General features: G+C 57.2%; 17 protein-coding genes. 5 read left to right on the top strand and 12 right to left on the bottom strand.

Features of this window, described 5'->3' with window-relative positions:
• Positions 1-151: 151 nt before the first annotated feature.
• From GGR39_RS09645 to GGR39_RS09630, 4 genes are all read right to left on the bottom strand, one after another.
• On the bottom strand, positions 152-1051 hold the full coding sequence (locus GGR39_RS09645) for an IclR family transcriptional regulator (RefSeq protein WP_183616942.1): 900 nt from the start codon (positions 1049-1051) through the stop codon (positions 152-154).
• A gap of 141 nt (positions 1052-1192) precedes the next feature.
• Positions 1193-2092: an acyl-CoA thioesterase domain-containing protein gene (locus GGR39_RS09640; RefSeq protein ID WP_183616941.1), complete on the bottom strand. Its 900-nt coding sequence runs from the start codon at positions 2090-2092 to the stop codon at positions 1193-1195.
• Between the two features lie 70 nt (positions 2093-2162).
• Complete coding sequence (locus GGR39_RS09635; protein WP_183616940.1) at positions 2163-3734, bottom strand: AMP-binding protein; 1572 nt, start codon at positions 3732-3734, stop codon at positions 2163-2165.
• 201 nt (positions 3735-3935) lie between these two features.
• The gene (locus tag GGR39_RS09630; protein WP_183616939.1) at positions 3936-4955 is read right to left on the bottom strand and encodes a pyridoxamine 5'-phosphate oxidase family protein; all 1020 of its coding nucleotides are present in this window, start codon (positions 4953-4955) and stop codon (positions 3936-3938) included.
• 308 nt (positions 4956-5263) lie between these two features.
• Between GGR39_RS09630 and GGR39_RS09625 the strand changes: the two genes are divergently transcribed.
• Both GGR39_RS09625 and GGR39_RS09620 read left to right on the top strand, forming a co-directional pair.
• Complete coding sequence (locus GGR39_RS09625; RefSeq protein ID WP_183616938.1) at positions 5264-6151, top strand: SDR family NAD(P)-dependent oxidoreductase; 888 nt, start codon at positions 5264-5266, stop codon at positions 6149-6151.
• Positions 6152-6315: 164 nt separating this feature from the next.
• Positions 6316-7005, top strand: coding sequence for a TetR/AcrR family transcriptional regulator (locus tag GGR39_RS09620; protein WP_058736592.1), 690 nt, complete (start codon positions 6316-6318; stop codon positions 7003-7005).
• 39 nt (positions 7006-7044) lie between these two features.
• Here GGR39_RS09620 and GGR39_RS09615 read toward each other — a convergent pair whose 3' ends face one another.
• The 4 genes from GGR39_RS09615 to GGR39_RS09600 form a co-directional block, all read right to left on the bottom strand.
• Complete coding sequence (locus tag GGR39_RS09615) at positions 7045-8298, bottom strand: cytochrome P450 (protein WP_183616937.1); 1254 nt, start codon at positions 8296-8298, stop codon at positions 7045-7047.
• A gap of 48 nt (positions 8299-8346) precedes the next feature.
• On the bottom strand, positions 8347-9264 hold the full coding sequence (locus GGR39_RS09610) for a crotonase/enoyl-CoA hydratase family protein (protein WP_058736590.1): 918 nt from the start codon (positions 9262-9264) through the stop codon (positions 8347-8349).
• A 434-nt stretch (positions 9265-9698) separates the two neighbouring features.
• Positions 9699-10970 carry an amidohydrolase family protein gene (locus tag GGR39_RS09605; protein WP_221226060.1) on the bottom strand — a complete coding sequence of 424 codons (1272 nt, stop codon included), beginning with the start codon at positions 10968-10970 and terminating at the stop codon, positions 9699-9701.
• A 402-nt stretch (positions 10971-11372) separates the two neighbouring features.
• Entirely contained in the window at positions 11373-12710 is a 1338-nt protein-coding gene (locus GGR39_RS09600) for an aromatic ring-hydroxylating oxygenase subunit alpha (protein ID WP_058736589.1), read from the bottom strand.
• Positions 12711-12972: 262 nt separating this feature from the next.
• On the opposite strand from GGR39_RS09600, the gene GGR39_RS09595 reads away from it, so the two are divergent.
• Positions 12973-13518 carry a nuclear transport factor 2 family protein gene (locus tag GGR39_RS09595; protein ID WP_183616936.1) on the top strand — a complete coding sequence of 182 codons (546 nt, stop codon included), beginning with the start codon at positions 12973-12975 and terminating at the stop codon, positions 13516-13518.
• A 45-nt stretch (positions 13519-13563) separates the two neighbouring features.
• Here GGR39_RS09595 and GGR39_RS09590 read toward each other — a convergent pair whose 3' ends face one another.
• Positions 13564-14751 (bottom strand): acyl-CoA dehydrogenase family protein, encoded by a 1188-nt coding sequence (locus tag GGR39_RS09590; protein ID WP_183616935.1) that lies wholly within the window; start codon positions 14749-14751, stop codon positions 13564-13566.
• Positions 14748-15800, bottom strand: coding sequence for an acyl-CoA dehydrogenase family protein (locus GGR39_RS09585; protein WP_183616934.1), 1053 nt, complete (start codon positions 15798-15800; stop codon positions 14748-14750). Before GGR39_RS09585 ends, GGR39_RS09590 begins: the two co-directional genes overlap by 4 nt.
• Positions 15801-16347: 547 nt before the next feature.
• Between GGR39_RS09585 and GGR39_RS09580 the strand changes: the two genes are divergently transcribed.
• On the top strand, positions 16348-17565 hold the full coding sequence (locus GGR39_RS09580; protein ID WP_343055849.1) for a DUF1214 domain-containing protein: 1218 nt from the start codon (positions 16348-16350) through the stop codon (positions 17563-17565).
• Positions 17566-17633: 68 nt separating this feature from the next.
• Here GGR39_RS09580 and GGR39_RS09575 read toward each other — a convergent pair whose 3' ends face one another.
• A complete protein-coding gene (locus tag GGR39_RS09575; RefSeq protein WP_183616933.1) occupies positions 17634-18167 on the bottom strand; it encodes a VOC family protein in 534 nt (177 codons plus the stop codon).
• Entirely contained in the window at positions 18164-19324 is a 1161-nt protein-coding gene (locus GGR39_RS09570) for a sulfotransferase family protein (protein ID WP_183616932.1), read from the bottom strand. Before GGR39_RS09570 ends, GGR39_RS09575 begins: the two co-directional genes overlap by 4 nt.
• Positions 19325-19630: 306 nt before the next feature.
• On the opposite strand from GGR39_RS09570, the gene GGR39_RS09565 reads away from it, so the two are divergent.
• On the top strand, positions 19631-20602 hold the full coding sequence (locus GGR39_RS09565) for a helix-turn-helix transcriptional regulator (protein WP_183616931.1): 972 nt from the start codon (positions 19631-19633) through the stop codon (positions 20600-20602).
• Positions 20603-20616: the final 14 nt, after the last annotated feature.

Genomic DNA, 20616 nt, shown 5'->3' with positions numbered 1-20616 from the left:
AGCGAGCGAAGGGCGGGCGATGCCAAGACCGATCTCCGGATGTGTCAGCGGTATATCGTAGACATTTCCACTTGTAATGCGCGGATAGGCCGCCTCACCGATCCGCCCGCGACTACGCTTTGCGAGTTGATTTTAAGGCACCTTAGTGCCGTCAACCGCCGTGATTGACGGCTGCCAGCCTGACCGGGGAAGAGGATGAAAATCGATCGATTGCATCGCAGCGCTGAGGTTCCCCGTCGGAATCAACAAGGTGACTGGCGATTTCCTCGCGCATGGCCGCCACGAACTCATCCTTGCTCCGCAACAGAATGTCCGATGGTCCTGCGATCCCGATTGACAGACGCTCATGTGCCGTCATCGGTTCGGGCAGGCACATTGCGATCGTCCCGGCACCGGGTGTTACGGTGTTGTGGTGGAACGCATACCCATTAGTGCGAACCGCCTGGACACGCTCCAGAAGCGTGGTGACAGAGACCTTGATGTCAACTTCCTGCGGCTCAGCGTTGTAGCGAATACCGATCCGCTTGATTTCGCTCACCGGAAGATCAGAGATCAAGGTGGCTCCGGTCGCAGAGCAAGCCAGCGGCCGGCGAGATCCCTGAACGACATAAAGCCGTACCGGGGATGTAGCCTGGACGACGTGAATATACTCAGAAAATGTCTGGTTGCGAGCCGCCAGAACGATCGCCTGCCCGGTCCGAACGTTTAACCGGTGCATAAGCCGGATCAGCGGCCCATCGCTGACCATTGGGCCATTCACCCAGCTTCCGAGCAAAGACAGGCGCGTGGTGGGCGCAAATGAACGAGTGGGATTATTGTAGACGAGGTACCCCATCTCGACGAGAGTACGCAGCAGAACCGAAGTGCTTGATTGCGGAAGGCCCAACAGTTCGGACACCACAGAAACCGGGGCTTCCCGCTTCAAGACGTCGAACAGTTCCAATATGCGCAACACACGACCGGCCGATTTGACGCAGCGGTCGGTATCATCTTGTTCGTGACCCGCGATCCAGCCCTCCCCCAAGGCACGGCCAAGTCTGACGAGTTCCATCGATTCCTCTCCAACGAAGTTTCGACCACTCTAACAGATGTTCGGTTCATAACAAGGGCACACTTTCAGCCTTAAGGTACAGGTGGTTGTCCGGCAAACCGAACGGCCTGCCGTGTTGAAATCACGTTATAAAATCGTACCTTAGTGCGTTAAGTCTGGCCGCAGCAGCGCCTCCTGCATGACAGTGGCTATCAGGCGCCCGGTGCGATCTTTGATCTGCCCCCGGACGATGCCTCTTCCGTCACCCGTCGAGGGGCTATCACAATCATAAAGCAGCCAGTCGTCCACCCGGCATGGACGATGAAACCAGATTGCGTGGTCGAGACTGGCCATGAAGGTTCGAGGCCAGCGATATTTCACCGGATGAGGAAGTAGCGCCACACCCGCGAGCATGAAGTCCGATATGTAGGCCACCAACTGTTGATGCACTGCCGGATCATCACTGTTTACGGCACTCGGCACCCTGATCCACAAGCGCCGGTTCGCATCCGGGTTGGGCTGCAGAAGCAACTCTTGATCGACAATGCGAATATCCAGCAACGGGAACGTCTGCACATTCTGGATTATCCCCCATAAGGCGGCCTGATCTTTGTCCGGATCAAGTGCGGTGATATCCGGTATCGTCTCCGGCTCTGGTACCGGGACCGAGGATGGCACTTGGTGTTCGAGGCCCCTCTCACCGAGATGGAACGAGCATTCTAGATGCAAGATCGGGACGTCGTTTTGCAGCGCGACGACTCGCCGGGTTGAAAAGCGCCCCCCGTCACGGGTTCTATCCACCTCAAAACTCACGCTGGCGGATGCGGAGCCGGCACGCAGGAAGTAGGCATGCATCGAGTGACAGTGACGCCCCTCGACCGTCGTCGCCGCGGCTGCCAAAGCCTGAGCCACAACCTGGCCGCCAAAAAGGTGATTGTTCCTGAAACTCTCGCTGTAGAGATTGGTAAAACAATCCTTCGACGTAGAGGTAAGTTTTACCAGCTGCGTTGCGTCGCCTTCCCCGGCGATTTCTTGGGGAGCGATCGCACCATCTTGCCCCACGGCTCGTTCCCTTCTTAAAATCACGGCACCAATCGAACCGCCACGAACGGCATGTCCGGCAGCATCGATGTCAGGCCAAAGCGCGCAGTTCGATCTTGGCGATCTTGCCGGTGGCGTTGAGGGGAAGAGCGTCTAGGAAGCGGATCGAACGCGGCACTTTGTAATTCGCCATTTCCTCTCGGCACCAGGCGATCACCTCCTGTTCGGTGAGTTGCACTCCATTCTCCGGAACAACAAACGCACGACCTACGTGGCCAAGCCGATCGTCATCCACACCGACCACGGCAACGTTTGCAATCCCCGGCATCGTCGCCATGACGCGCTCGATCTCCGCCGGATAGCAATTGAAACCACCAACAAGGTACATGTCCTTTATACGGTCTGTAAGGCGCAAGTTGCCATCTTCATCCAGACGGCCCGCATCGCCAGTCAACAGAAAACCATCCGAGGTGAATGCTGCGGCGGTGGCTTCTGGATTGTCCAGATAGCCCGGCGTGATCTGCGGACCCCGAACGGCGACTTCGCCGATCTCACCTTGCGGGAGTTCTACGCCATCCGGACCTACGATACGCAGTTCCAAATTGCTGAGCGCATGGCCCACGGTCTGCGCAATGACTTCCGGTGGGTCATTGTCAAACGTGTTGCAAACTGACCCAGCCGCCTCGGTCAATCCGTAACCGGTTTGAACGATCGTGCCCTCACCCAATAATTGACGCATGTCCTTGATCAGCCGAACCGGCACCACGGTGCCGCCGGTCGACATGATCCGCAAGCTGGAAAGATCGGTCTTTTCGCGATCAGGATGGTCGATCAAGGCGCGCGCGATCGGGGGCGCCGTCGGCAGCATGGTCACGCCTTCTTTTTCAATCAGACGTAGCAACTCGCCAGCATCAAAGGTTCGGACCGGTATGATCCTGACTCCGTAGAGCAAGGAGACCTGCCAGCCGGCCCTGTACCCGGCATTATGCGCAAAGGGAAACGTCACCGCAAAGACGTCGTCCGGAGTGAAGCGGTTGATCTCCTCACGCTGGATATCGCACGCGATCATGCTTTTGCGGTGGGTCATCAGCACGCCCTTGGGGCGTCCGGTCGTCCCTGACGTGAAGATGATGTCAACCAGATCGTCGCCACATCCCTGGGCGATCCGCGCGTTCAAGGCGGCATCGTCTACCCGGTCGGCCGAATTCCGCAGGTCAGAGATCGACATGACCTTGCTATTCGCCGCGCTAGCCAAGGCACCCAGGACGACGAGTTTCTCTACCGATGCGGGGGCGTGCTGCAAGAGCGCGTCGATATAGCTGAAATCGCCAAACGACGCATCGCAAAAGACAAAGCGCACTTTGGCGTCGGTCAGGATGTCTCCCGCCTCTCGCCCTCGTAAACGCGTACCAACCGGGATGAGAACACCACCGGCGGCCTGAATACCGAGCGCGGCGATCACCCAATTCGTACTATTTACACCCCATATAGCGATACGATCGCCGTGCTGGATACCCATGCCCATCAGCGCCGCGCCAACCTCCCGGCTCGCCGCCTCCAAGTCGCGATATGAGATATTCGCATCACCTTCGGTTATGGCGATGCGATCAGCATGTATAGCTACGGACTGCTGGAAGCGGTGGTAGAGGGATGTATCGGTCATATCATTACCATCGCATTGTCGTGATAGAGTGGTCGACTGCAAGAAAAGGTCTCTGCTCGCAAGCTACTGATCAATCCAGCGAAACAGGTATCGCCCTCCTGCTTGTTTCCACAGCGCCATCATTCAATCTCACTTCTGATATCAGGCTTCTATCCAAAAACCCGCCGGCGTCGACCATCGCAGAATGTAGCAGTCTTGCCGCTATTCCCCTTTTGCGAGTTCGAAAGCCATCTGCCTATCGAAGCGGGCTTGCGCCAGTCGCGTGCGGGCCGGCGGTTGCTGCGGCAACACCGGGATCGGCTGTCCTCGGCGCTGCGTCTCTTCCTCCAGTCGCGAAAACAGCTTGGCTCGGGTATCCTCCGCGGGGTTCAGGACTTGCGCGGGATCGACCGTCAGTGGATTTTGCGGAAGCGCGCGCTCAACGTTCAGCAGAATGGTTTCACCTTCGTCCACCGCTTCGCCCACGAAGGTCTCCACGCCTTGAAAGGTTAATGTCGCAGTGCCCGAACGAGCGGCCCAAGGCGCCCCCTTCGGCACAACCAGACGAAAGCCTTCGTCCACACGCTCGACTGAGGTCGCCCGGATCGGCAAGGGCCAACCATCCGCGTCCAGCAAAGTCAGGTGCCCGGGGGAGGAACGGGCGATGGCATCCGCCGCAATTTCTTGCCACGTCCTTTGCTTCCACTTGGGTGCGGGGCTGCCTTTACCCGCCGGCGCCGGATCGGACCTGAAGTCTGGCGAGATCGAGCCATTCCACACGTGTGGCGGTTGATCCATCGCATCTGCATTGTCCCACCACAGGACGCGCTCAGGCGCAATGTCGATGATGATACGGCTGAAATACCAAACGGCCTCACGCGCCTTGTCCCAGCCCACACCAGCTTGCGCGCCGACCATCTCCCAACCGGTTTCCGACAGGTAGCGAATGGCGTTGGCCTGAAGATCGCTATCGCGCACGGCGGCGATCCCTCTAATTGAGACCACCGGCTCGCCGGGCTGGCCCTCGATCAGTAGGCCGACCTTTGGATTGCGCCGGGCGCGCTCTGCCTTCGCGGGATAGGACAGGCCCGTCGCCACGCCCACCGCACTCAGATCATCCGTTGCGAAGCACAGCGTAGGCGTGTCGATCGGCACGCCAGCGCCACTGACAGTCGCAAATTCAGAAACAAAACTGCCTTCGAGAACTTTGATCACCGCTTCAGGCAATTGCTTCATGGTCATCGCCGGCGTCCTTTCCTGGAATATAGCCCACCTACTGCAGGAGTGAACGTCAGCAAACGCAGGCGCTTCTCCCTCTCGGGCTATCCAATTTCGGACGCTGATAAACAGTGTATGATAGGCCGGCGCAACCGCTAAATTACCGTCACCCCGCCGTGCCCTTGATCCGCTGCCAAATTTTCTAACGCCCCCCGGCGCCCTATTAGGTGACTGATAGACTCGGCAATCCCAAAGAGATTGCCTGCTGGCGCGGGGCCCAGATATGCTAACGGCAAGTAAGTTTAGCCGAGTAATGGGACAGGAAAACCAAAATGCTGGATGAGAAAGCCAATCTAAATGGCAAAGTCGCCGTTCTGCTGGGTGGTGGATTTGGTATCGGCGCCGCTGCTTCCTTGGGTTTGGCGCAAACGGGCGTGGACATCGCGATCTTTGACAAGGACGTGGCGGGAATGGCCGAAACCAAGGCACACGTGGAAGCTCTGGGCCGCCGTTGTGTGACAATGGTAGGCGATGTGCTATCAGTCGACGACGTCCGCAAATTTTACGAAATGGTCGGTCAGGAATTTGATCGCCTCGATATCGTGGTGAACGTGGCGGGCGGCGTGAAGCAGCGCGATTTCCTGCAGGGCACGGATGCGGAGGATGCCGAGGATATTCGCCGCAACTTCGGTTACGTGATTCAGTCGATCCGTCTCGCGGTCCCCCTGATTGAGCGTGCGTCGCGCGGTGGCAGCATCATCAACTTCACAACGATCGAAGCTTATCGCGGCGCCGCAGGTTTTTCGGTCTATGCTGGTGCTAAGGCAGCAAACGCCAATCTTCGCCGCGCTCTGGCTGTCGAATTCGGTACCCGCAATATCCGCATCAACGAAGTCACACCCGATACCACGCCAAGCCGCGGCAACATGTCGGCTCTCAAGCCTGATCTTCTGAAGTCAATGGAAGACGCGCCGATCGAGGATATCGAAGCGTCGATGGCGATGTATATTCCACGGGGCGCAGCCGCTAGCCCTGAGGACTTGGCGGACACCGTGGTCTTTCTCGCATCCGACCTTTCTCGCTCCATCACCGGCATCAACATTCACGTTGATGGTGGCACTTCGGCCGCATTTGGCTTCATCAACTGGCCGGGCGGCGGCTATTGCCCCGCTCCGGTTGGCGAATCGATCAAGAAGCTTTTCCCAGGCGCGACTGTTTAACAGAAACACCGATGGCTGCCCGACCTGGATGGGTAGCCATCGGCTTTCGCAATCGCCGAAAGTTTATCATCACACCCTTGCTACTGGCCTAAACTCGCGCCGTCTGTGGGCTTATCGACCGGCAGGCATGGCACTTTGATCCAGGATCGCGTATCCTTGGCGGCATGGGCCTCGTTTCAAATTCCATCGGCAGCGAAAAAAAGTCGGCGATTTCACCAGTCGATGAACTCCCACCTTATGTCTCAAGGCGAGAATTAACGGGCAAGCACACCGCCCGACGCAAGCAGGCGATCGATACTGCCGCCGCTATCTTCGCCCGCCTCGGCTATCAAGGTGCCAGCACTCGCGCTATTGCCGAAGCCTTAGGGATCAAGGTCGCCAGTCTCTATTTTCATATCGCCTCCAAGGAAGATGCGCTGGCCGAGATTTGTCTTCTTGGTATGCAGCGATCCTTGGATTATTTGGAGGAAGCGCGCCGCAAGACGACGTTGGACGAGCAAATTCGTCATTTTTTCGCCTGCCAGCGCGACGATTTGATCCACCATGCCGATTACGTCATTGTGTCAATTCGCGATCGAGATCATTTAAGTGACCCGGCCAAAAACCGTATTCGCGATCTCACCGCACGCTTCCGTATTACGATGGATGAGATGTTCGTATTGGCCGAAGCACGCGGCGAATTGCATCCGGCGCTGACACCAAGACATGGCCGCTTCATCATGATCGGAACGTTGCGCGGCATCAGTGAGATGTATTTGAGTGGCGTGGATCTTGCCAGCAATGACATCATGGATCGCTGGGTGGAAACATTGATCCGCGGCGTTGTGCCCGAAAACAAGTCTACGGGCGTGTAAAGGCCCCCGCGCGGGGGCCTTTACACAACCAATAGGATCTTAGGAAGGGTCGAACACAACGTCCAGGCGATGCGGCACACGCATCATCGCCCCTTTAAGCTGAGGCGGGGGACATGCTGGGTCGAGACGCAAATTTGGCAACTTGTCGAGAATGGCATTTATGGCCCGCGTCATTTCCACCCGCGCAAGATGCTGCCCGATACAGATATGGGGCCCGCTGGCGAACGAGAGATGGCGATTCGCATTCTGCCTTCGAATGTCGAAACGATCAGGGTCGGGAAACTTGGCCGGATCACGGTTGGCCGCACCGGCAATAACATCGATGATCGCGCCCGCCGGAATTTTCACCCCGTCAATCTCGGTATCGACGGTCGCCCACCGCGACTGCGCAAGCACCGGACCATCGAACCGAAGCGCCTCTTCGATCGCGTTGGGGAGGAGGCTGCGATCATTGCGTAGCAGCTCCAGTTGATCAGGATGTTGAAGCAACTTAGTCAGCAATACGCTTGTACCGCGGTAGGTTGTGTCTCCGGCAGCATTGATAAGTTGGCGAAAAAATGAGACCAGCACGTCCTCCGGCAGATACTCCCCGTCCACCTCGGCCTGTACCAAGAGACTGACAAGGTCATCGCCAGGTTCAGCCCTACGCTGGTCTATCAGCTTCGGGAAATACTCACCCAATTTTGCCGATGCTTCCTCACCGATCTCGCGAACCGCCATGATCATCGTTTGCGCGACGGCCAGCTTATGGAAAACACGCCCCTCTTCCGTTGGCAGCGCCAGCTGCTTGTAGATCACGCCAAACGGGTACAGCAGCGTGAATTGGCTCACGAGGTCGGCTTTGCCTTCATGAATGAACGCCTCCATCAGATCGTTCACTACCGGATCTACCACGGAGCCGCCCCACTCGCGTACGAATTGGGGTAGAAAGACCTTCTGAAAAATGCGTCGATAACGCGTATGCTCAGGCGCATCCATAGTAGACACGGAACGCCCAAAGCTGGCGCCCAGATTGAACACATAAGCAGCATTTGAAAAAACCGCCGGCGTCATCAACGCCTTATTGCACGCTTCGTAGCTCAGCAGCATGTAATGCGGCGCGTCGGACGGCATCGTCAGGTCAGGGTACAGTCCCATGTATTCGCGATAATCGCCGGGAACGACTGAACCCTGCTGCCGAAGCTCGGCTATCATCGGATAAGGATCGTCGTGATCTCCGAACAGGAGCCGCTCTTCCATGAAAGGATTGAACGAGGCATCCTCTAAATCTCGTAGCTTCGGCAGGGCAGTCATTCAAAATCTCCAAACCTTTGCCATAGCGCTCAAAAAGCTGTGACGGGCCTAGCGGTCGACCCGCAGCTTGATGGTGCTGTCACCGAACGGGCCATCACGGTTGGCGAGTGCCTGCTTCAAACCACCATCGCGCATGTCAGCCTTGAACTGCATCCGGCGAGGGCCCGTGCCCAGGTGCGCGCGCGCGTCCATTTCGATCGCCATACGCTGAATGTTCAGCATGCCCATCTGCTCCATCGCCAGATTGACGATACGCTTCTGAGTTGCCGCGAGGTCCGGATCGACAAGTGCCACGCGTTCAGCCAGATTGATCGCGAACTCGTCGATCTCGTCAGCCGGCACGGCATCAAGGACCAGGCCGATCTTAGCAGCTTCGCGACCCTGGATGATATCGCCGGTCAGCAACAGACGCTTCGCCCACTGCGGGCCCACGTGGTAAGTCCACATGTGGGACGGCGGCGAACCGTTGGCTCGCGTTGCCGGAAAACCGATACGTGCGTCCTCGGCAGCCACGACCATGTCGCATCGGAAAGCAAGATCGGTACCGCCAGCAAGGCAGTTGCCGTGGATCTTCGCAATCACGGGCTTGTGCAGCATGAAGATCAGGTCAGGGATCGATTGGTTGCGTTCCATGGCCCACGTGTCGTTATCGATGCTACCGCCCGAAGGACGATACGTGACGCGATTTCCTTCTGTCTCGTCGCCTGCTTCGGCTTCCCATTGGTCGTACGCAGCTGTCAGATCGTACCCGGAACAAAAATCCTTGCCTGCACCTTGCAGCAGGATAGCGTGCACGTCTTCGCGATCATCGGCTTCCAAGAGGGCATCACGCAATTCCGCCAGCAATTGAAAGGAAAGCGCATTGCGTTTTTCTGGGCGATTGAGGGTGATACGTGCTACTGCACCTACTACTTCAAACAGCAGAAATTGCGGCTTACGTAACCACTTTCCGGAATAATCCTGCACTTTTCTCTCCAAACAACTCTAAAAGTGGAAACGCGATTAATTGAAGTTTTGGTTGTCACAACGATCGATAATCGACCGCCGCCCGCAGCCGACACCTACGGGCATCGCATCGACAGAGACCCCTCCTCAGCTCAACCGATAACGACGATCAAGAAGCGATCGCCATAGTTCCACCGAATTACTGCGTTACAGTAATACAGGCCCATCCAATGAGCTACGCCATGCCTGCTTCGGACGATGCCCATCACAGTTATGATAGACACAGGGGCATTGTGCCTGCCAAATGCCCCTGATCGCAAAGTGCGGCCCGCGGGCATTCTTTATAAAGCCGGCACGAATGCCACTATAGAGAGAATTGCGGTCAACCAATTGGAATAAAGAGGGAAGGACACATCAGGGCGCGTCCTTCCCTCTTTACTATTGCAAGGGTTCGATCAAGCGATCACGCCCGTTCGGCCCTTAGGGAGCAAACGACGACCATTCGAATACATGATCTGCTCGATTTGCTCATCAGTAAGGCCATTGCAGCCTTCGGCCACGAAATCACGCGGGGTAGGAACGCCCTCGGCGTGCGGGTAATCCGAGCCCATCAGAATGCAGCGGGCATCGCCGCCAAGCTGTTCCACGATTCCCTGAATGTCATCTTCCGGGTAGGCCACGACAAAGCAATTGCGCTTGAAAATGGTCGACGGACGCTCGGTCAGCTGGCCCATCGGCCACCAGCCATTACGCGCCATACCACGCATCTTGTCCATCTTGTAAAGGAAACGGGGAAGCCATTCCGCTCCGTTCTCGACGCTTGCCATCTTGATGTTGGGGAAGCGACCGAAGAAATTCCAGTACACAAATGATGCCATTGTCATCATGACAGGGATTTCGCTGTAGCAGAACATCCACTGCCAGGCCGACTGGCCCTCACGACGTGACTGCAGCGGCTTTTCGCCCCACTCCTTGATCAGCGGATGCATGAAGTTCGCTTCAGAAACGTGGAAGGTCACCACCACGCCAGCGTCGTTCAAAATATTCCACAGCGGATCGAAGTACGGATCGGCCGGCGCCTTGCCGTCAGACGGCCCCATCGGCATGACGACAACGCGCACACCTTGTTCGACTAGCCACTTGGCTTCCTTCACTGCCCAGTCAAGGTCCCACAGCGCCAGGATTGGCGTGGAATAAATGCGGTCATCGGCATTCAGCTGCCACTCGTCCACCAGATACTGGTTCCAGGCATGAAACAGAGCATTGGCGCCTTCGGGCCCAAGCTCTTCCACCATCATTCCCAGGACGCCGAAAGACGCCACGAATTCACCAACGAACATGATACAAGATTCTACGCCGAACTCGTCGAGCTTGGCGATGCGGGCGTTGCGCTCGCTCATGTCAGCGGTCGGAGTGAAAGCCTCACCAACGGACTCGCCGGTCGAGATCGCGCGCAGCCATTCCTTCAGCTTGCCAGGGGGCGGGATCTTGCCTTCAGGATCAATATCAGCGTTTTCGACTCGGCGATCGCCAATGAAAAGACCAAACGTGCCATCGGGACCGTGCTTCCGAGCCGGCATCCAGTCCTTGTGGAACTGTTTCGGAAGGTACTTTTCGAAAAAGGAATAATCCTTTTCTTGAATATGAGTGTCGCCGTCGAAAATCGGGCCGTCATACTTCGGCGCGGTGTTATCGACTGACTTCAGCGCTGCATTAGTGCCGGCCACGATAAACTCCTTATTGTTATCTGCAAAGTGTCCCGTCCGGTGCTTATTGAAACACCGGCTCTGTCCCTGACATACCGCACTCAGGCTTGCGCAGCAAACAAAACCGAACGATCGCACGGTTCCCCTTTGGGCTAGCTCGCCTGCCGGGATAGCCCTGCTCAGACCCGAACTGCATCGACGCAGTGCGTTGTTATATCGCAATTATTTTTGGAAAAGAGAATCAAACGGAGTGTTAGATCGTGACTGCCGCGAAGCGCCCGGAAGGAAGGAAGTCTCAAATGCCTAGATAGGATCACGTGCTTGATAGCAGTGCTCAAAGGTAAGCTCCGATAGCCCTTCTTCACGAACAAAAAAGGGCCGCATAAATGCGACCCCTCCCTTTCAAATTTGCCTGAAATCCATTCAGCCTCGAGATTGCCCCAGTACATAGCGTTCCAGCGTCCGGTGGAAATTGATTAACTCCACCTCCTGCACCGGGTTGGGCCGAGCGTACTTGAACTTGCTGGACTTCATACCTGCCTGCACCTGCGCCATGTTAGCGATGTCTTGATCCAGAATGAGGCAAAGGCTTTCATTCACCGGATCTTTAATGACACGAGTCTGGACTTCAGGCTCCTTGCCCGGACCGTAGCGCTTCAGCGACCAAACTTCGAACAGGCACTTGTCGGGATTTTCCGGATCGCTGCTGTCGGGCCGCGCACGATACCAGATCGCGCCATCGTAATACGGCAGAGTGACGCAGTTCGGGAAGATATGCCAATCGCTCCCCGCCTTGGCCATCGCCTCGAACGTGAGTTTTTCGGGATACTGCGTACCATCCGCCAGCGCTGCCTCGCGACCCAGTTCCATCGCCGTCACCATGGCGGTCATCGCATCCGTACCCTCGGGCAGGATATCCATGATCTTCTTGGCGGCTTCGAAGTCACGATCGGTCTGGATTGCATTCAGATCTTCTTCGATCTGTCGGAAGAACTCGACGACGCCGGCACGTGCATCGGTCTGATCGTTTGATGCCAGGCGCGGAGATGACGTGCCAAGAGGCTGCACGTCCTTCCAATACCCAAAGTGGGCATGCTTACCCTGCGCGAAGCTTTGCGTGTAATCGTTACCCGCAACCGTCAGCAACTGCGGGTGCGTGGCCGCTACGTGATAGCCTTCCATGAAAGCTTCCAGGGCCACCTTCCAATTCACGGGCAAATGCAACTCTGCCTTCCACCGGAAACGCATCTCGTGCAGTTCGAATGGATCCAAGAATTCCGGGATCGCTTCCAGATATTCGGCCAGGCTTTCGCCTTCCATATCCATGTTGATCCAGACAAACCCACCCCAGGTGTCGACGCGCACCGGCCACAAGTCCAGCCGCTCATCGTCCAGTGCGCCGTCCCAATCATCACGATCCTGGACCTGAACGTTCTTGCCTTCCAGATTGAAGGTCCAGCCATGATACTTGCATCGAAACTGACTGGCCCGGCCGCAACCGTCAGCCAAGCGGCGGCCCCGGTGAGGGCAGACATTGTGATAGGCGACGTAGCCCTCCTTGCCACGTGCGACTACGATCGATTCCGTAGCCACATTGAACGTCAGGAAATCGCCGACGTTCTTTAACTCTTCCTCGCGACCGGCGATCAACCAGACCTTGCCCCAAAGGTGCTCGTTTTCAGCGCGCGCGAATTCGCGGGAGAGATAATTTTCTGGCGCCACGCGCGGCAGCGGCCCCGACTCTTTCAATTGGGTAGCCATATCTGGTCCAGTCCTTCACTCTCAGAGCGCCCTCGCATGCGCGATACGATTGGTGGCTCCATATAATGTCTTTGCTTGATAGGCTTAGCAGATATCGTTGCATACCTTGTTTAGCGCCATAGCCACGCTTGAGACAAACACCAGAATCGAACCGCTAATCACATGCTGGATAATGCCTACACCTCTACGCCAAGGCTATGCGCCTTTTCGATCCATAGATTATTCCGGACGCGGGAATGTCCGACTGATCGGAGAGGATTGCATGGGCGAAGATATGGAAAAAGCTGTCCGAGAGCTGAAGGATCGCCAGGATATCCTAGATTGCATTCACCGCTACTGCCGCGGTGTCGATCGCTTCGATCGAGAGGCAGTGCGATCTGCCTACCATCCCGATGCGCTGGATGATCACGGCGAGTATGTGGGCGATGTCGAGGGCTTCATCGATTGGGCATTTGATTACCACACCCGCCATCAACTGAGAACGTTGCACAGCGTTTCGAACCACTTGTGTGAGCTGAATGGCGATCAAGCTCATACCGAGACTTACTTTACCTTCTATGCGGTGAACCGGGAAGCCCCGCATCAGGCCACCACCTCAGGCCGTTACATTGATCGTTTCGAGCGGCGCGATGGCCGGTGGGGAATTGCTGCTCGAATATGCGTGATCAACGGCTTGGGGACGGAACTCGATCCAGAAGGGCAAGCTGGCGACCTGGCGTTTGTACAAACGTCACGCGACCGCAACGATCCGGCTTACATGCGGCCACTCGTAGTAGACACGACGCGACTTACAAGGGCGTCTATCTGAACAATTCCGTGCGCAGGCACCGTGGAGGACGGTGCCTGCGCCGAATTAACCGCGCGGCATTCCCAGACCGCGCTCGGCAATGAGATTGCGCATGATCTCGTTGGTGCCGCCCGATATCGTCCAGCCGAACGAATTGATGAAATCGGTCATCCCCGTTAAACGGCGGCGCGGCGTGAAGCCCCGGCGAAAATGCCCCTCGACCCCCTCGATCCGCACAATCAAATCGCCGATGCGCTGAAACAGCGTGGTTTGGAATAGCTTGATTTGCGAGGACGCAATCGCCGTCACTGCCGGTGGTGCGCCTTCCTCGTGATCTTTCAGCAGCTTGCGGATAAAACGGCGACTGGCCTGCATATCCGTCAGCAGAGTGAGGAACTCACGGCGCAACTCGTCGTCCTCAAGCCAGGACGCCTTCGCGTCAAGCGCACTGCGGTAAAAAGCCTCCATGGTGTGGCGGCTGCGCTCGCCAGCCTCGAACGCTAGCAGGCCCCGCTCGGAAGAAAGTGTCGCCTGCGCAACGCGCCATCCGTCATTCTCCTCGCCCACGCGGTTCGCCACAGGAATACGTACGTCCGTCAGAAACAATTCGGAGAATTCGGCTTGCCCGTCGATTTGCTTGATCGGGCGAACTTCAAGGCCTGGTGTGTCCATGTCCATGATCAGGAAGGAAATGCCGGCGTGCTTGGTCCCCTCCGTGCTGGTACGCACCAGAAGTATGCAATGCTCGGCATAGCGCGACATCGACGACCAGATCTTCTGCCCATTAATAACGTAGTGATCGCCATCACGCACGGCCCGGCAACGCAGTGACGCAAGATCAGAGCCGGCACCTGGCTCGGAGAAGCCCTGACACCATACCGTCCCGCGAGAGGCGGGCGGCAAGTATTTTTGCTGCTGTTCCTTGTTTCCGCAGGGAATGAGCGTTCCCGGCAAATGGTTCAAGGTAACAGTATGGACGTCCAGCATAGGGGCCTGGGCCCGTGCCATCTCGTCAGCAACGATCATCTGCTCCGCCAAGCCCAGGCCAACGCCGCCGAACTCCACCGGCCAATGCGGTACGGCAAGGCCTTGTTTGGCTCGCTCACCAAACCACCACCGCTGAAACTCAACATGATCATCCTCAGTGCCGCGTTCAGCAAGGGCGTCCCAGTCGTTCGGGAGAGCCTCTTTGATCCAGTCGCGGATGGCGGAACGAAATACGGAGGCATCGTTCTTCTGTTCAATGATCATCATGCAACCTCCAAAACATCTGCGCCATTCCGCACGGCCTCCGCAAGCGCCACATTGGCACGGTCGCGCAGCGCCGTATTCGCGGCCAACATCGCTTCGTTCAATCGGATGCGCTTCAGGAAGAGATGCGGGTCATACTCCCGGGTATATCCGACACCTCCATGCAGCTGGACGCAGTCGGTGGATATTTTGGACGCCTTCTCGGTAACATTCGCCTTGGCCATAAGCGGCCATAGTCGCGATTCCGGCCCGTTTCCTTCAAGATTCTCGACCGCTTGCCAGACAAGATGCTCACAGATGATCGCATGGACCGCGTGGTCGGCAGCTCGGTGCTTCAAGGCTTGGAAGGCAGCAATCGCGCGGCCAAACTGCTCACGCTCCTTCATATAGGCAACCGTGCGATCCAAGACACCACGCGCCGCGCCGGCGCTGTCGGCGGCCAGCGCAAGCGCGAACAAGCCCTCGAACAGCGGCCGCATTCCCACTAGAGTAATAATTGGCGCTGCTGCCGAAAGGTCGGTCGAAATCATCGATCGCGTCTCGTCCCAGATCGAAACCTGCTCAATCGCGCCGTCGGCGATGCCGACGAGTACAAGGTCCTCCCCTTCGCCGGCGATCAACGCCGCAGCGGCACTGGCTTCTCCCAACAACCAGGTCGAGCCGCCGGCCAGGCTCGCTCCGACCCGGGCCTCGACAGCCAGAGTTGCCGTGCCGCCGATAACATCCGCGATAAGCTTGGCGACGCCCTCATCGTCCGCGACGGGGCCCCGCGCCAGAATTTCGAGCGCAACGCTAGTCGCAAGAAACGCACCCGGAGCGCAGGCCCGCCCCAGCTCGAGATGCAGGATCGCCATCCCGGCCGCGCCCAGACCGATACCGCCCTGTTCCTCCGGAAGCGCAATGGCAAGCCAACCCAGCTCCGCCGCCTGGCGTTGCAACTCAGCATTTAGACGATTGTGTCCATCGACATAGGCGTGGATGGCCAGGCTTGTGCATTGCTCTTCCAGAACGATAGCGATGCTTTCGCGCACCTCTGCAAGCTCAAGATCCATCATCGGCTCCCATCATCCATTCGTATGGAGAAGAATATCAATGCTCAGGCCATGGCCATGGCCTGTCGGTTTCGACAAGTTGAAACTGGGGCAATTCACCTCCCCCCGGAAGGCATCAGTATCGGGATAACTGACGATGTCCCTGCCCGATCCCTACCCGCGAAAGGCGGGTCCTTACCGTTAGCACGATACAAGCGAACTAGCGCTTTGCGATCCCATAAGTGATTCCGTTAACGATACGCGCTTGCATTCTGCTCTCGTAAATCTGTTTGAAATAGATAAGAACCCGTCAATACCCAGGCATACCCTGGAAAACGTCGGCCAAATCGAAAAGTGAGGTGCCAGAACACGCAAAGGAGCCGAAATCGGTGCTTTTGCGTTCGACCACTCTCCTCCAACGTGTCGTCCCCAAACCGGTATAAAGCTGTTGCCAATGACGCTGACCCTGCTTAGCTTCGATCGGTGCGAATAGCCGACGGCAACGCCCACGAGCGACCATTACAGTGGAGTTCGATCTACTCACGGCAACGGACTAGGGCGACGCTTTGTGATCGTGGCCGCCGCACTGTCGTCTTTCCAGGAGAGTCTAATGCAGAAATGGTCTGAATACGTCGAATTGCTGAAGCAGGCAGAGCCCCTGATTGACCAGACAACCGCTCCGGTGGACGAACAGTTCCGCGCGGATATGTATCGGCAATTTGCCATGGGCTTGTCCCAGGCCTATTTTCTGACATTCATGATGGACCCGCGCTATCCCGAGTTCATTCCCTTTGAAAACTCCGCTTTTCTTGCGCAGCCAAATCCCGACGGAATTTATCACGCGTGCTTTTTGGATGGAGCCGGCACGTACAAGATCACAGGCGAGCGCGGAAATTGCGTTGTCGCCGGTTTCGCCACGGGCAAGAAAATTTTCGGGTTGCAGGACGAATGGGGCCAGGGCTTCGACAATTATGACGTCGATAGTCTCGACATCGATGCCGATGGCAAGTTTGAGGTCATCTTCAGCGAGCATAAACCGGAGGGGTGGACTGGCAATTGGCTGTATCTCAATCCCGAGGTAGATTTTCTGATGCTGCGACAGTTCCATTACAATTGGGGCCGCGATGTCGACATGCGCGTTGCCGTTGAGCGGTTGGATCCGATGCCGCCTCGCCCGCGCATGTCACCAGAAGAAGTCAGCGCCAAACTAACTCAAGTCATGCACTATCCGCGCCGGCTTACGACCACGGCATTGCTCAGCATGCGCCGCCCGCATGATGAAGGCTTCATCAACAAGGCTCACCTTCATAACTTCCAAGATCTGGGTAATGGAGACAGCTGGCCGCAGACCTATTTTGAAATGGTTTTTGATCTCAGCAAGAATCCCGACGATGTCTTGGTGCTGGAAACCGATTTGCCGCAGAACGTCAAATACTGGAATGTCCAGGTGATCGATGGGCTTTGGAATCAGGTCGATATTCTCTACCGGCAAAGCAGCCTCAATGGGGCCACGGCAAAGGTCGATACCGATGGCAAGTTCCGGGCCGTACTTTGCGCCAAAGATCCGGGTTACGCGAACTGGCTTGACACCGGGGATCATCCCTACGGGATGCTGATCGGCCGCTGGTACAAGGCGGACTCCCACCCTGTGCCCGATATCAAGGTAATGAAGCGGTCCGAGTTGGAAGCCTATCTGGGAGATCGTTCGCCCCGCATCTCGGCTGAAGACCGGGCAGCCGCGATGCGTGAGCGGTTGATCGGGTCTCAGTTACGGCGCAAATGGTAAGGTGACGCGCAGAAGGGGCGGGCTTGTAGGCTCGCCCCTTTAGGCAGACATAAACATCGCGGCGAAAACTAGTTTGCGGATACGCTTTCGAACAAGGCCTTACCTTCGGCGCTAGGGTAGACGTATTCAAGATAGTGGCCTAGTTCTGGAGCCTCGACATAGGCGAAACGCACCACCCCAGTGTCTCCCCCCATAACGACCTGACGGCCTTCCTGCTCCAGAAGGGCGTGAAGCGCATTCCACTGGTCATCATCCTCGATGAAGTAACCGAAGTGATGGAACCGAATATCCTCGCCCTCCCGCAGCCACGCGCCGTGCAACTCCATGCCAGGGCCACGAGCCTCGATCAGTTCGATCATCTGGCCCGCAGTCCAAGCAAGCGCGATTTTCATCACCGCGCCGCCTTCCATCGGAGGAAGTGGCAACCGCGTGAAATTTTTCACGCCGTATTTCGCAAAGGTCTCGATGCCGGCATCTAGGTCTCGCACCACGTAGGCGTGCTGAAACGTTTCAAAACCTTGCGAGCCGGCCGCCGTGGGGAAAGTCGCGGGGCGTTCCACCAAAGTTTTCTTTGGCGCGGTAAACGTATCCGACATGATCATCCTTCTCCAAATACAGCTCGGATACCCTCTTCGGTGAGGCCATAGTCCGAAAGCTTGTAGGTGTGCTGCCCGTGCTTGTCCGACGGGTTCTGAGCCAGCCAGGTCCGCATATCCTGTTCGACATCAGGATTCAGCACCAGCCCCGCATGATCATAGATCGCACGCACGATGCCGATAGGATCCGCATGAAAATCCTTGTGCTGAACGTCGAGGATTTGCGCACCCCGCTCGCTCTCACGGATCGCATCTGTTTTCGCTTTCGCGTCTCCCCAGAACTGTACTTCCCGAGCGCCAACCTTGTGAAGATCGACGTTTGGATCCATGAATTGCTGAGGATTCTGTAATACGCTGCAGACTGAACCAATGGACTTCACCGGATCGCGATGGGTGATGACCACACGGGCGTCCGGGAACACTGCGAACAAAGCGTCGAGATTTCCAAAGTGCCCAGGGTTTTTGAGCAGCCACCGCCGATCATCGTGCAATCCGATCAGCTTCAAAGCATCGGCCAGGTTCCGGTAGGAAGGCGTCTGGTCTTGAGCCTGCATCCACCCATCGTAGCGCGGCATCAGGGTGATCGACGGGAAGCGGTTTGTTACGAAGTCGTACCGAAGGATCTCGAGGCACTCTTCCACTTCGTCCACGAGCATCTCGTGCACGGCGCGCAACCCCGGCGTATCGGCATTGCGCTTTTCGAGTAACGCGACGGCGTGCTGATAGCCCGGCTCGTCAACCCAACGGTCTTGAGGTGGGCGCGGTTTAGGCCAGGATGCCAGCCAGAGATTTAAACCCTGGAACTGGGGATCGACTGACAATACCTTGTGCAACGCCGTCGTGCCAGTGCGTGGTATGCCGCAAATGACAAGCGGCGCGACTATCGTGCGATCCTTATACCCCGGATTTCGCTTCCATTCGTCGACCAAGACGAGCCGCCCCATGAGACTGGTCTCGATCTCGCTTTCCCAATCCAGACGTCGGGGGACGCGAATGGCTTCATCTAAAAGCAGGCCGAGAGGCTTTTCGAAGTCCGTCGAGCCGAAGTCCGTCAAGCCGGTGCGCTGCATCGCGCGGCTCTTCAGACGCTCCAATGTGTCCAGCGCGTCTTGAGTAACGGCGAAATCTTCGATTGCAGGCTCACGGTCAACGATAGTTGCCATATACGATTTTTCCTCTCCAATGATGCGGCATGACGCTGCCCCGGCATGACGCGATCGCCGTCTTCGTACATGCTTCTGTTCCGTATGGAATCATGAAGCAGCAAGATCGCGCTTGCAGCAGGTCTCAGCCGAATTTACAGTTCCCATATGGCAACACGGCACGATCCCCTTGACCGTTTCGAAAGCCGGGAATGGCTGCTCCTGGAAGGGCTTCATGCCGGGCCGCTTCAAGACCCACCATGGCGTGATTTCGTCGGGCAGCTGCGGCAGTATACCGGCGCCCAGACCGCATCGCTCAGCTATCGGATGGATCATCTGGATGGTCCTGGCGTCCGCACCCTTTCGATCGCGCCGGAGGTTCCCAATGCGTCTGACCTGCATACCGGCGGTATCCATCCCGTCTTTGCCCCGCCCGGCCACCAGCGCATGCCCACGGGGCGCTTTTTTGACGTGTGCCAGTATCTGGATTACGGGCGTCGATCACACCGTGCCTTTCGCGACCTTGTGCAAACCCGCCATGGCTTGAAGTCTACGCGATTGGCATGCGTGGGAGATGGCATGGGCGGAATGGCCTGGCTATCTGTCAGCTGGGCGTGCGAGGATATATCGCAAACCGTTCTGCGCCTGCTAGACGCCTTGCTTCCCCATGTGGGAATATCTCTGCGGAACTTCGCGGCTCTTGATCGGCAGCGCAGTCATACTTTGGCATCACAGGAAGCGGTCCGCCGACTCAATCTGTGCTGGCTGAAAATGAATGCACAGGGTCGTATCCTCGATAAAGACGCGATGGCCGACGGCGTGTTGAACGCCAGTAGCGCCTTCCGCCGACCACCTGTTGACAGGCTGGTCCTGTCCGACCCCGTCGCCGATCGCGAAATGCGAAGCGCGCTTGCCGCGCTGGCGACGAAGCCAAACGGTCGGGCGCGAGCCTTCCGGTTGTCCAGCCAGCCATGGCTAGATATGTTGCTGATGCGTTCGCGCGGCGATGCTTTACTAGACACCATGGAGCCGGTGATCGTAGCGTATATTCACGGCGAAGTTGCAGAAAGCAGCGATCAAAGTGAACAGCTGGCTGATCTGTTTGGCCTTACCTTCAAAGAAGCGGGGCTGGCGATCGCCCTAAGCCGCGGACAAACCATCAGGGAGGCTGCCGTACAGCTTGGCCTTACGGAGCAATCCGCTCGCGAATATACCAAGCGCATCTATGGCAAGACAGGTACCCGCGGGCAAGCCGATCTGGTACGCCTGTTGCTCACCAGCGTTGCCGCCATGGCATGAAAAGCAGCAGGAGA

The sequence above is a fragment of the Novosphingobium fluoreni genome, assembly GCF_014196615.1.
In the GTDB taxonomy this organism is placed as follows: domain Bacteria; phylum Pseudomonadota; class Alphaproteobacteria; order Sphingomonadales; family Sphingomonadaceae; genus Novosphingobium; species Novosphingobium fluoreni.
Note: the sequence above shows the minus strand (reverse complement) of the source record. Positions and strands in the feature narration are given on the sequence as shown.

Coding starts and splice junctions, on each gene's coding strand:
- GGR39_RS09570 (WP_183616932.1), bottom strand. CDS start 19,324: ATGGCAACTATCGTTGACCGTGAGCCTGCAATCGAAGATTTCGCCGTT.
- GGR39_RS09600 (WP_058736589.1), bottom strand. CDS start 12,710: ATGGCTACCCAATTGAAAGAGTCGGGGCCGCTGCCGCGCGTGGCGCCA.
- GGR39_RS09645 (WP_183616942.1), bottom strand. CDS start 1,051: ATGGAACTCGTCAGACTTGGCCGTGCCTTGGGGGAGGGCTGGATCGCG.
- GGR39_RS09585 (WP_183616934.1), bottom strand. CDS start 15,800: ATGGATCTTGAGCTTGCAGAGGTGCGCGAAAGCATCGCTATCGTTCTG.
- GGR39_RS09565 (WP_183616931.1), top strand. CDS start 19,631: ATGGATCATCTGGATGGTCCTGGCGTCCGCACCCTTTCGATCGCGCCG.
- GGR39_RS09615 (WP_183616937.1), bottom strand. CDS start 8,298: ATGACTGCCCTGCCGAAGCTACGAGATTTAGAGGATGCCTCGTTCAAT.
- GGR39_RS09625 (WP_183616938.1), top strand. CDS start 5,264: ATGCTGGATGAGAAAGCCAATCTAAATGGCAAAGTCGCCGTTCTGCTG.
- GGR39_RS09620 (WP_058736592.1), top strand. CDS start 6,316: ATGGGCCTCGTTTCAAATTCCATCGGCAGCGAAAAAAAGTCGGCGATT.
- GGR39_RS09595 (WP_183616936.1), top strand. CDS start 12,973: ATGGGCGAAGATATGGAAAAAGCTGTCCGAGAGCTGAAGGATCGCCAG.
- GGR39_RS09575 (WP_183616933.1), bottom strand. CDS start 18,167: ATGATCATGTCGGATACGTTTACCGCGCCAAAGAAAACTTTGGTGGAA.
- GGR39_RS09635 (WP_183616940.1), bottom strand. CDS start 3,734: ATGACCGATACATCCCTCTACCACCGCTTCCAGCAGTCCGTAGCTATA.
- GGR39_RS09630 (WP_183616939.1), bottom strand. CDS start 4,955: ATGACCATGAAGCAATTGCCTGAAGCGGTGATCAAAGTTCTCGAAGGC.
- GGR39_RS09590 (WP_183616935.1), bottom strand. CDS start 14,751: ATGATGATCATTGAACAGAAGAACGATGCCTCCGTATTTCGTTCCGCC.